The organism is Pseudomonas sp. F220 (assembly GCF_057813935.1).
The window spans coordinates 92,308-102,800 of sequence record NZ_JBVASJ010000019.1 but is presented as its reverse complement, the minus strand read 5'-3'; the positions used below and the strand labels follow the sequence as shown (position 1 = coordinate 102,800).

General features: G+C 58.4%; 11 protein-coding genes and 1 pseudogene. 7 read left to right on the top strand and 5 right to left on the bottom strand.

Features of this window, described 5'->3' with window-relative positions:
- Window positions 1-144 precede the first annotated feature (144 nt).
- From ACZYSM_RS17615 to ACZYSM_RS17590, 6 genes and pseudogenes are all read left to right on the top strand, one after another.
- Entirely contained in the window at window positions 145-684 is a 540-nt protein-coding gene (locus ACZYSM_RS17615) for a P-loop NTPase family protein (RefSeq protein ID WP_489072946.1), read from the top strand.
- 63 nt (window positions 685-747) lie between these two features.
- Window positions 748-1,154, top strand: a pseudogene (locus ACZYSM_RS17610) (transcriptional regulator); the annotation flags it as partial.
- A gap of 223 nt (window positions 1,155-1,377) precedes the next feature.
- Window positions 1,378-1,794 carry a hypothetical protein gene (locus ACZYSM_RS17605; protein WP_489072944.1) on the top strand — a complete coding sequence of 139 codons (417 nt, stop codon included), beginning with the start codon at window positions 1,378-1,380 and terminating at the stop codon, window positions 1,792-1,794.
- Window positions 1,795-1,809: 15 nt separating this feature from the next.
- The gene (locus ACZYSM_RS17600) at window positions 1,810-2,298 is read left to right on the top strand and encodes a hypothetical protein (RefSeq protein WP_489072942.1); all 489 of its coding nucleotides are present in this window, start codon (window positions 1,810-1,812) and stop codon (window positions 2,296-2,298) included.
- 89 nt (window positions 2,299-2,387) lie between these two features.
- Window positions 2,388-2,687 carry a hypothetical protein gene (locus tag ACZYSM_RS17595; protein WP_489072954.1) on the top strand — a complete coding sequence of 100 codons (300 nt, stop codon included), beginning with the start codon at window positions 2,388-2,390 and terminating at the stop codon, window positions 2,685-2,687.
- An 18-nt stretch (window positions 2,688-2,705) separates the two neighbouring features.
- Window positions 2,706-3,206 (top strand): P-loop nucleotide/nucleoside kinase family protein, encoded by a 501-nt coding sequence (locus ACZYSM_RS17590; protein WP_489072940.1) that lies wholly within the window; start codon window positions 2,706-2,708, stop codon window positions 3,204-3,206.
- A 111-nt stretch (window positions 3,207-3,317) separates the two neighbouring features.
- Here ACZYSM_RS17590 and ACZYSM_RS17585 read toward each other — a convergent pair whose 3' ends face one another.
- From ACZYSM_RS17585 to ACZYSM_RS17565, 5 genes are all read right to left on the bottom strand, one after another.
- Window positions 3,318-4,337: a branched-chain amino acid aminotransferase gene (locus ACZYSM_RS17585; RefSeq protein ID WP_489072938.1), complete on the bottom strand. Its 1,020-nt coding sequence runs from the start codon at window positions 4,335-4,337 to the stop codon at window positions 3,318-3,320.
- Between the two features lie 224 nt (window positions 4,338-4,561).
- Complete coding sequence (lpdA, locus tag ACZYSM_RS17580) at window positions 4,562-5,953, bottom strand: dihydrolipoyl dehydrogenase (RefSeq protein ID WP_489072936.1); 1,392 nt, start codon at window positions 5,951-5,953, stop codon at window positions 4,562-4,564.
- Window positions 5,954-5,971: 18 nt separating this feature from the next.
- On the bottom strand, window positions 5,972-7,243 hold the full coding sequence (locus ACZYSM_RS17575) for a dihydrolipoamide acetyltransferase family protein (protein WP_489072934.1): 1,272 nt from the start codon (window positions 7,241-7,243) through the stop codon (window positions 5,972-5,974).
- Window positions 7,244-8,308, bottom strand: coding sequence for an alpha-ketoacid dehydrogenase subunit beta (locus tag ACZYSM_RS17570; protein WP_489072932.1), 1,065 nt, complete (start codon window positions 8,306-8,308; stop codon window positions 7,244-7,246). It lies immediately after the preceding gene.
- 1 nt (window position 8,309) lies between these two features.
- Window positions 8,310-9,545 carry a 3-methyl-2-oxobutanoate dehydrogenase (2-methylpropanoyl-transferring) subunit alpha gene (locus ACZYSM_RS17565; RefSeq protein ID WP_489072930.1) on the bottom strand — a complete coding sequence of 412 codons (1,236 nt, stop codon included), beginning with the start codon at window positions 9,543-9,545 and terminating at the stop codon, window positions 8,310-8,312.
- Window positions 9,546-9,740: 195 nt separating this feature from the next.
- Between ACZYSM_RS17565 and bkdR the strand changes: the two genes are divergently transcribed.
- A complete protein-coding gene (gene bkdR, locus ACZYSM_RS17560) occupies window positions 9,741-10,229 on the top strand; it encodes a Bkd operon transcriptional regulator BkdR (RefSeq protein WP_489072928.1) in 489 nt (162 codons plus the stop codon).
- The last annotated feature ends 264 nt before the right edge of the window (window positions 10,230-10,493 follow it).

Below are 10,493 nucleotides of genomic sequence, written 5' to 3'. Positions count from 1 at the left end.
CAGCGCGATTAAAGGAAAGAACCATGAATTAAGGGCAGGAAAGGTCTGTTTTTCGACCGACGCATGATTTTTTGAACCTCAAGTAGCGAGGGCATGAAAAATCGGCGGGTACTTCAGACCTTCCCTAGACAGGAACCCTATGAAGTGAACAAGCGAATTTACATAAGCGGAGCATCTGGAGCCGGAGTGAGTACGCTGGGAGCGGCATTGGCAGTAAAGCTTCAAGTACCTCACTTTGATGTCGATGATTACTATTGGCACCCCACAGAACCACCATTCGAGCAATCACGACCTCCCGCAGAAAGAGTCAACCTACTCAACCGGAGCCTGGCTGATGACCAATGGGTGCTTTCCGGCTCATTAGATGGCTGGGGAGACGAAGTGATTCAGTGCGCTGATCTGGTTGTTTTCATTGATACGCCGACACTGCTTCGAATGGAGCGTCTGAAATCGCGCGAATCACAGCGTTATGGTGAGCGTGTCCTGCCGGGTGGGGACATGCATGCGAACCATCAAGCGTTCCTCGCATGGGCCGAAAGTTATGAAACCGGCGCTCAAGCTGGTCGCAGTCGGCCACGGCATGAGCAGTGGCTCAAGCAGCTGACGCTACGCTCCCTTAGGGTAAGCGGAGAGATGCCGGTTGAGCACTTGCTCGCAGTGGTAACTGCTGCAATTCCGAGTTGATTTGACTTCGCAAGACCAGCGACCAAAGAGTGAATCAAAAAACGTGTCTACCGGACGGTTACGGCCGTGCTGCTGCATGACCGCGTGCTCGAAAGCGGTTGGCTTGCGGAGCCGCCGGAGGATGGCCAGGAATATCAGTTGAGCGAAACCGGTGAGCAGTTCTTTTCCGGGCTGGGCATCAAGGTCAAAGCGCTGAGTGCGCTGCGGCGACGTTTTGCTTGCCCTTGCCTGGATGGAGCATGCGCCGTCCGCATCTGGGCGGGGCCTTGGGCTCGGCGCTGTTGCAAACCGCCATCAAACGCAAGTGGGTGACGCAAGATCTGGACAGTCGCGCGCTGGCGTTGACGACGGTGGGGCGTAAAGAGATTGCTGCGCGGTTTGCGATTGAGGTTCCAGACCCGTCGAGTGAGAAGGTTCATTTGAGTTCAACCAGAACGCAAAAACACTCAAGTGACCTTCGAACGCCATAGCCGCTCAGGCCCTATTTCAAAAGGCTCTACGACCTATAGCGCAATAGCCTTTTGCGTTATGGCAGGTCAGCTATCGTCTTATTCGCCAGACCGAGATGCGCCATGACGGTGGTCGAGACCGGCGGGATCTGGGTTGATCAGTACGTCACACATGCAGGCATGTGTGGCGCTGACATGTGGCACCCCGACGCATTGCGTCGAAACCTTACAAGGAGTTTTTTACATGGCTATTCCGACAAAAAACTGCGACGTCCAGATTCAAATCTGGGTCGATGACAACGCAGTCACCAGTGGCAGTACCGCAGGCGTTTATCTGGTCGACAATCGGGTTGCAAGCGGCACCTCCAACGAGGGCACGGTAAACCTCAACACTGTTGCAACGAAGGGCAGCAATGTTTGCTGGCAGGTGTACCTGATCAATCCGAAGTCCACCTCCTCAGTGTCCATTGCCGCCATTGGCAACTCGGCCGCCTGGGGGTTCAGCGGTCAGCCACAAACAGCCCCGGATGATCCGAGCGCGTTTACCGGCACGCTGGAGAACGCCGTTTCGGCGTCCTACCCGGTGTCCATCAACGTGCAGGTTCAGGGCGGGTCCGGTGTGACCGTGAAGCTGAACCCCAGTGTTTCCGTTGCAGCATAAGGAAGGAGAACGACAATGACTGTCCAAAAGAAAACCGCCACTGTCTGGTCCGTTTATCCAGGCCTGGTGGGCGGCGCCCCCAATCCACAGACCTCTATCACTATTGCCATTGATACCTCGTATGTTCTCGGGACCGGCGGCGGTAACATTTCGAACGGCGTGTACATGTTCGATAACCGTCTGACCAATGACAGCAGAGGTGAAGGTTCACTTGAGCTGTACACCCACTGTAATCAAGGGGATTACATAGGCTTCGAGGTTGTGCCTATCAACCCGAACACCGGAGACTCGGTCGCCATAACCGGCTTCCAGGTCTCACAGGGCAGCGTGTTCGGCAGTGATGGCTATCCGATGCAGAAATCGGACGATGGTAGCTACTGGGTCGGTCTGGCGCGTAATGCGTCGTCCCAGACGACCTACCAGATTCAGGTCAAGGTGACCTCTGGTGGGCTGCGGCCATCGGTGCGATTCATTCAGTGGGACCCCTTCATCGGCACAAACTGATTAGCTGATCGCGGGCGGAAGGGGCATGGCTCCTTCCGTCATCAGCTGTTGTGGCGTCAGTCGGTTTTTCCTATTGAGTGGCCGAGGCCATGAAAACCCCAAAACAAAAGAAGGTCATGCCTGATAGCTTTCCTGCCAGCCAGCAAACTGTAGGAACAGACCAGTGCGAAGAACTGCCTGTAATAATTCCCGGAAGGTTTGATGAACTGCGTAAACACCGCCAGGAAGAAGTGGACGATGCCGATCGGGGACTGGAAAGCGGCCTTGAATCGCTTCAGTATCCAGTTCGAAGATCGGCTGTTTTTAACAGAAGTCCCGTTTACACAAAATCGGGTACACCCTCAGACAGATCTGAACGCAATTGGGGCATGATGTTTCCCGCTAATTGAACTAACCCAGGACATCCAATGCTCATCGTCTTCAGCGGATTACCCGGCACAGGAAAAACAACCATTGCCCGTGCGCTTGCGAGCCAATCAGCTGCGATTTATTTGAGGATCGATACCATCGAGCAGGCAATACGTGATGCGGGCATTCTGGTCGGTGACGTAGACACGGCGGGTTATAGAGTGGCGAATGCGCTTGCTCACGCCAATCTTTCCCTCGGCAATACGGTGGTCGCTGATTGCGTCAATCCGGTCGCAGAAAGTCGTCAAGCCTGGCAAAAAATCGCCGAGCAAAACGGTTCGTCATTGATTGATATCGAGGTTGTCTGCTCTGACATCGCCGAGCACCGACGAAGGGTCGAAACCCGCGAGCTAGATGTTCCTGGTCTGATCCCTGCGACCTGGCAATCGGTGCTCAATCATGAATATGAAGCATGGGGTTCCGGACCGTTGAGGCTGGATACCGCTGTTCTATCGCCAGAGGAGGCGGTGAACGCGATCATCGAGCATATTGGCATTTAATGTTTTAGATAAGCGCCCAGCATCGACGGCATTTCCTTCGGAATAAAAAAGCCCATCCACCGCCGAAGCGATGGATGGGCTGAGTGTTGCTTGGGGCCAGGTACCGCTAAATCAGACCTTGACGATCCAGCCCTCTGGCGGTTCGACATCGCCTGATTGCACGCCAGTCAGCTCGTTGTAGAGCTTTTGGGTGATCGGGCCGACGTCTGTCTTGCTGTAGAACACGTGCAGGTTGTCGTTGTACTCGATGCCACCGATCGGCGTGATCACGGCGGCAGTACCGCAGGCGCCAGCTTCCTTGAAGTCGCTGAGGCGGTCGATGAAGACGTCGCCTTCGGTGACTGTCAGGCCCAGACGGGTTTGTGCCAGTTCGATCAGCGACAGGCGGGTGATACCTGGCAGCACCGAAGGTGACTTCGGTGTGACGAACACATTGTCGTGGGTGATGGCGAAGAAGTTGGCCGAGCCGACTTCTTCGATCTTGGTGTGGGTTTGCGGGTCCAGGTAGATGCAGTCGGCGAAGTGCTTCTTCTTGGCCTCGGAGCCCGGCATCAGGCTGGCGGCATAGTTGCCACCGACCTTGGCGGCGCCGGTGCCGTTAGGCGCGGCACGGTCGTAGCTGGAGACCAGGAAATTGTGCGGGGTCAGGCCACCCTTGAAGTAGGCGCCAACCGGAATGCAGAAGATCGAGAAGATGAACTCGGGTGCGGTGCGCACGCCGATGTTGTCGCCCACGCCGATGACGAACGGACGCAGATACAGCGCGCCGCCGGTGCCGTAAGGCGGGATGAAGCGCTCGTTGGCGCGCACGACTTCCTTACAGGCTTCGATGAAGTCTTCGGTTGGCACGTGCGGCATCAGCAAACGGTTGCAGCTGCGCTGCATGCGCTTGGCGTTCTGGTCAGGGCGGAACAGGTTGATCGAACCGTCCTTGCAGCGATAGGCCTTCAGACCTTCGAAACATTGCTGGCCATAGTGAAGGGCAGTGGAGCCTTCGCTGATGTGCAGCACGTTGTCTTCAGTCAGGGTGCCTTTCTGCCAGGCACCGTCGCGCCAGTACGACAGAAAACGCTTGTCTGTCTTGATGTAGTCAAAACCCAGCTTGTCCCAATTAATGCTTTCGTTACCCATGACACCCTCTATCACTTAACAACCGTCGGAACGGTTCAAGGCTTCTGACGTTTTTTTGGATGGGGACAACAATACTTCATTCTTGGGCTATTTCGCAGCCCGAAAACGCGTTCCTTGTAGGAGCCGAGCTTGCTCGCGATGAACGATGATGCGGTGTATCAGACATACGGTGGTGCATTCATCGCGAGCAATCGAGCGTCGACCGGCTGCTCCTACAGGGGCGGTTACAGGTGCAACGCATGCCCCAGCGCCCGCAGTGCCGCTTCCTGGACCGCTTCACCCAGTGTCGGGTGGGCGTGGATGGTGCCGGCGATGTCTTCCAGCCGTGCGCCCATTTCCAGGGATTGGCCGAACGCCGTGGACAACTCCGAAACACCGACCCCGACTGCCTGCCAGCCGACAATCAGATGATTGTCGCGGCGTGCCACAACCCGTACGAAGCCGCTTTTCGACTCCAGGGTCATCGCCCGGCCATTGGCGGCAAACGGGAAGTTGGCGGTAATACACTCCCAACCTGCTGCTTTGGCTTCATCCGGGGTCTTGCCGACGACCACCAGTTCCGGGTCGGTAAAGCACACGGCGGCAATGGCGGTGGGGTTGAATTCGCGGTGTTTGCCCGAGATCAGTTCCGCAACCATTTCCCCTTGGGCCATGGCGCGGTGGGCGAGCATCGGTTCGCCACTCAGGTCGCCGATGGCCCAGACGTTACGCATGCTGGTCTGGCAACGGTTGTCGATCTTGATCGCCGAACCGTTCATGTCCAGGTTCAGGGCTTCGAGGTTCCAGCCTTGGGTGTTGGGCTTGCGACCGACGGCTACCAGCACCTGATCGGTTTCCAGATTAAGGATTTCGCCGTTTGGATCGCGCACTTGCAGGGTATGGGTCTGCGCATCGAAGCCTTCAACGCTGTGCTTCAGGTGCAGCTTCACGCCCAGCTGTTTCAGCGCTTCAGCGACCGGTTGGGTCAATTCCTGATCATAGGCCGGCAGAATGCGATCTTGAGCCTCGACCACGCTGACTTCAGCGCCGAGCTTGCGATAGGCGATCCCCAGTTCCAGCCCGATATAGCCGCCACCGACCACGATCAGCCGTTTCGGGACTGAGGTTGGGGCGAGCGCTTCGGTGGACGAAATGATTGGCCCGCCAATCGGCAGCATCGGCAGGTTGACGCTTTTCGAACCGGTGGCCAGCAGCAGGTGTTCGCACTGGATGCGGGTGTCGGCGCCTTCGACCTCAACGGTTTTGCCGTCGATCACTTTCGCCCAGCCTTGAATGACCTGGACCTTGTGCTTTTTCAGCAACGCAGCGACGCCGGTGGTCAGGCGATCGACGATGCCGTCCTTCCACTCGACGCTTTTGCCGATGTCCAGGGTGGGTGCTGAAACTTTGATCCCCAGCGCCGAGTTTTGGCTGTGGTGTTGGGTTTGATGGAACTGTTCTGCGACGTGGATCAGCGCTTTCGACGGAATGCAGCCGATGTTCAGGCAGGTGCCGCCCAGCGATTGGCCTTCCACCAGAATGGTCGGAATGCCCAGTTGCCCGGCACGAATCGCCGCCACATAGCCGCCAGGGCCGCCGCCGATGATCAGCAGCGTGGTGTTCAGAGTCTGTTGCATGCCTTGCTCCACAAATGCTTATTCCACAAACAGCGTGGCAGGTTGTTCGATCAGGCCGCGAATGGCCTGGATGAATTGCGCCGCGTCCATGCCATCGACCACGCGATGGTCGAAGGAACTGGAGAGGTTCATCATCTTGCGGATCACGATCTGGCCTTTGATCACCATTGGCCGTTCGACGATTTTGTTGACGCCGACGATCGCCACTTCCGGCAGGTTCAGCACTGGGGTGCTGACGATGCCACCAAGGGCACCGAGGCTGGTCAGGGTGATGGTCGAGCCGGACAGCTCATCGCGGCTGGCCTTGCCGTTGCGCGCGGCAGTCGCCAGGCGGGAGATTTCCGCGGCGCTGTCCCACAAACTGCGGGCTTCGGCGTGACGCACAACCGGCACCATCAAGCCGATGGCGCTTTGGGTGGCGACGCCCACATGCACCGCGCCGAGGCGGGTGATGACTTGGGCTTCGTCGTCGTAACGGGCGTTGATCTGCGGAAAATCTCGCAGGGCCACAACCATGGCGCGCACCAGGAACGGCAGCAAAGTCAGCTTGCCGCGCGTCGCACCGTGCTTTTCATTCAAGTGCGCGCGCAGTTCTTCCACAGCGGTGACGTCGATTTCTTCGACGTAACTGAAGTGGGCGGCGCGTTGAGTGGATTCCTGCATGCGCTGGGCAATCTTGCGGCGCATGCCGATGACCGGGATCTGTTCTTCGTCGTTACGTTCGGCGTAAGCGGCCACCGAAGTCGATGCATTCGATTGACCCTGAGCCAGATAGGCATCCAGGTCTTCATGCAGCACACGACCGGCAGGGCCGGTGCCGCGCACCAGACGCAACTGGATGCCGAGATCCAGCGCGTGTTTGCGCACGGCCGGGGAGGCCAGCGGACGCTCATCGGCATCGCGAGCGACCATCGGGCCCTGGCACACGGCCGGGCGAGGGGCGGCGACGGGTTTGCTCTGAACAGCCGCTTCAACCTTGGGCGCTGCAACCGGTGCAGGTGCTTCTTTAACCGCTGCAGGCTGAGCCGACTCTTTCAGGTTGCCCGCGCCTTCAACTTCAATGCTGATCAGGATGCTGCCCACTGCCATGACTTCGCCAGGCACACCGCCAAGGGCAATGACCTTGCCGTGAACCGGCGAAGGGATGTCGACCATCGCCTTGTCGGTCATGACATCGGCCAGCACCTGATCTTCGACGACCATGTCGCCGACCTTGACGTGCCATACCGACAATTCAACTTCTGCAATGCCTTCACCAATGTCCGGCATTTTAATAACGTGCGTGCCCATTCAGACCTCCATAACCCGATGCAAAGCCGCGCCCACACGGGACGGACCAGGGAAATACGCCCACTCTTGTGCGTGCGGGTAGGGAGTGTCCCAACCGGTGACGCGCTCGATAGGCGCTTCCAGGTAGTGGAAGCAATGTTCTTGCACCAGGGCGACCAGTTCGGCGCCGAAACCGCAGGTGCGGGTCGCTTCGTGAACAATCACGCAACGACGGGTTTTCTTCACCGAATTGACGATGGTTTCCAGGTCCAGTGGCCACAGGCTGCGCAGGTCGATCACTTCAGCGTCGACACCGGTTTCTTCGGCGGCGACTTGCGACACATAAACCGTGGTGCCGTAGGTCAGGATGGTCACATCCTTACCCGGACGAGTGATGGCAGCGACGTCCAGTGGCACGGTGTAGTAACCGTCCGGCACTTGAGCGGCCGGATGTTTCGACCACGGGGTTACCGGGCGGTCGTGATGGCCGTCGAACGGGCCGTTGTACAGGCGTTTTGGCTCGAGGAAGATCACCGGGTCATCGTTTTCGATGGAGGCGATCAATAGGCCTTTGGCGTCGTACGGGTTGGACGGCATGACGGTGCGCAGGCCGCAGACCTGGGTGAACATCGCCTCAATGCTCTGGCTGTGGGTCTGGCCGCCGTAGATGCCGCCGCCGCACGGCATGCGCAGGGTCATCGGCGCGGTGAACTCGCCGGCCGAGCGATAGCGCAGACGCGCCGCTTCGGAAATGATCTGGTCCGACGCTGGATAGACGTAATCGGCGAACTGGATCTCTGCCACCGGCCGCAGACCGTAGGCGCCCATGCCCACGGCCACACCGACGATCCCGCTTTCGGAGATCGGCGCGTCGAACACCCGGGAGGTGCCGTACTTGCTCTGCAAGCCTTCGGTGCAGCGGAATACGCCGCCGAAGTAACCCACGTCCTGGCCGAAGACCACGACGTTGTTGTCGCGCTCAAGCATCACGTCCATGGCCGAGCGCAGGGCCTGGATCATGGTCATGGTGGTTGTGGTCATGGCGGTTTCCGTGTCCAGCTGAATAGTGTTGTTGTGATCGTTCATGTCAGATCCCCAACTCCTGACGCTGGCGCTTCAAGTGCTCCGGCATCTCTTTGTAGACGTCTTCGAACATCGTCGCGGCGCTTGGCGTCTGGCCACCGGCGAGGGTGCCGTACTGTTCGGCTTCTTTCTGCGCAGCAATCACTTCGGCTTCCAGTTCGGCGCTGACGGCGGTGTGTTCCTCTTCGGACCAATGGCCGATGCGGATCAGGTGCTGCTTGAGGCGCACGATCGGATCGCCGAGGGGGAAGTGGCTCCAGTCATCGGCCGGGCGGTATTTGGACGGATCATCGGAAGTCGAGTGCGGGCCGGCGCGGTAGGTGACCCATTCGATCATGGTCGGGCCGAGGTTGCGGCGAGCGCGTTCGGCGGCCCAGGCAGAGGCGGCGTAGACGGCGACGAAATCGTTGCCATCGACCCGCAGGGAAGCAATCCCGCAACCGACGCCACGACCGGCGAAGGTAGTGGCTTCACCACCGGCAATCGCCTGAAAGGTCGAGATCGCCCACTGGTTGTTGACCACGTTGAGGATCACCGGCGCGCGGTAAACGTGGGCGAAGGTGAGGGCCGTGTGGAAGTCCGATTCGGCCGTAGCACCGTCGCCGATCCAGGCCGAGGCGATTTTGGTGTCGCCCTTGATCGCCGAAGCCATGCCCCAGCCCACGCCTTGTACGAACTGCGTGGCGAGGTTGCCGGAAATGGTGAAGAAGCCGTAGTCGCGCACCGAGTACATGATCGGCAGCTGGCGACCTTTGAGCGGATCGCGCTCGTTGGACAGCAGCTGGCAGATCAGGTCGACCAGCGGCACTTCGCGGGCCATCAGGATGCTTTGCTGGCGGTAGGTGGGGAAGCACATGTCGTCGATGTTCAGGGCCAGGGCCTGGGCGCTGCCGATGGCTTCTTCGCCAAGGCTTTGCATGTAGAACGACATTTTTTTCTGACGCTGGGCGACCACCATGCGGTTATCGAAAATCCGCGTCTTGAGCATGGCGCGCATGCCTTTACGCAGGATCTCTACCGGCACGCCTTCGGCCCACGGGCCAAGGGCATTGCCCTGATCGTCGAGCACGCGAATCAGGCCTTTGGCCAGGTCGGCGGTGTCGGCAGGTTCTACGTCGATAGGGGGTTTGCGCACCAGGCCGGCATCGGTCAGACGCAGGTAGGTGAAGTCGGTTTTACAGCCTGGACGACCGGAGGGTTCAGGAACGTGCAGGTGCAACGGTTCGTACGGTTGGTTCATGGCTTCTACGCTCGATCTTGTGAATTTCTTGTAGTGGGCGCGCTTAGCTGACAGTCATTCTTCGGGTAAAAGAAATCTTGTCCTACAACAATCATAGGCCTCGCCAAGAAGAATATTTCTCTCTGTTTCGTTGCGCTTTAAGCTGTTTGAGGATAAAAAATCTGCATAAACACAAAAAACAGGTGGTTTTGTCTCATGCGCAAGCTGGATCGTACCGATATAGGGATTCTCAACAGCCTTCAGGAGAACGCCCGCATCACCAACGCCGACCTCGCACGTTCGGTCAACTTGTCACCGACGCCTTGCTTTAACCGGGTCAAGGCGATGGAAGAGTTGGGGCTGATTCGCGAGCAAGTCACGCTGCTCGACGCCGAGCTGCTGGGGCTGCACGTCAACGTGTTCATCCACGTCAGCCTTGAGAAGCAGGTAGAGGAGGCGCTGGCGCAATTCGAGGCGGCGATTGCCAACCGGCCGGAAGTGATGGAGTGCTACCTGATGGCCGGCGACCCGGATTACCTGATCCGCGTCCTGGTGCCGACCATCCAGTCGCTAGAGCGTTTCATGATGGACTTCCTGACCAAGGTTCCGGGCGTGGCGAATATCCGCTCGAGCTTTGCGCTCAAACAGGTCAGGTACAAGACCGCGTTGCCGTTGCCGGCCAATGGTTTGACGCTGGCGGGGTAGCTCCATTAGGGGTAGCTCCAATTAGGGTAGCTTCATTTGGGATAGCCCCGTCCCTCATGGCAATGCTGTTCAGTTAAGCGAACGCTGCGACCCTGTAGGAGCGAGCTTGCTCGCGATGGATGTTAACGATAACGCGCGTTTTCTGAATAAACGCGCCGCCCTTGAGTCCATCGCGAGCAATCGAGCGTCGACCGGCTGCTCCTACAAAAGAGACCTCATTTCCTTAAGTGAACAGCATTGCGTCCATCATGGGACTTTGCCATA

Bases quoted from the DNA above. Each gene is read 5' to 3' on its own strand.
- ACZYSM_RS17605 (WP_489072944.1), top strand. From the start codon at position 1,378: ATGGCTATTCCGACAAAAAACTGCGACGTCCAGATTCAAATCTGGGTC.
- ACZYSM_RS17600 (WP_489072942.1), top strand. From the start codon at position 1,810: ATGACTGTCCAAAAGAAAACCGCCACTGTCTGGTCCGTTTATCCAGGC.
- ACZYSM_RS17595 (WP_489072954.1), top strand. From the start codon at position 2,388: ATGAAAACCCCAAAACAAAAGAAGGTCATGCCTGATAGCTTTCCTGCC.
- ACZYSM_RS17590 (WP_489072940.1), top strand. From the start codon at position 2,706: ATGCTCATCGTCTTCAGCGGATTACCCGGCACAGGAAAAACAACCATT.
- ACZYSM_RS17585 (WP_489072938.1), bottom strand. From the start codon at position 4,337: ATGGGTAACGAAAGCATTAATTGGGACAAGCTGGGTTTTGACTACATC.
- lpdA (WP_489072936.1), bottom strand. From the start codon at position 5,953: ATGCAACAGACTCTGAACACCACGCTGCTGATCATCGGCGGCGGCCCT.
- ACZYSM_RS17575 (WP_489072934.1), bottom strand. From the start codon at position 7,243: ATGGGCACGCACGTTATTAAAATGCCGGACATTGGTGAAGGCATTGCA.
- ACZYSM_RS17570 (WP_489072932.1), bottom strand. From the start codon at position 8,308: ATGAACGATCACAACAACACTATTCAGCTGGACACGGAAACCGCCATG.
- ACZYSM_RS17565 (WP_489072930.1), bottom strand. From the start codon at position 9,545: ATGAACCAACCGTACGAACCGTTGCACCTGCACGTTCCTGAACCCTCC.
- bkdR (WP_489072928.1), top strand. From the start codon at position 9,741: ATGCGCAAGCTGGATCGTACCGATATAGGGATTCTCAACAGCCTTCAG.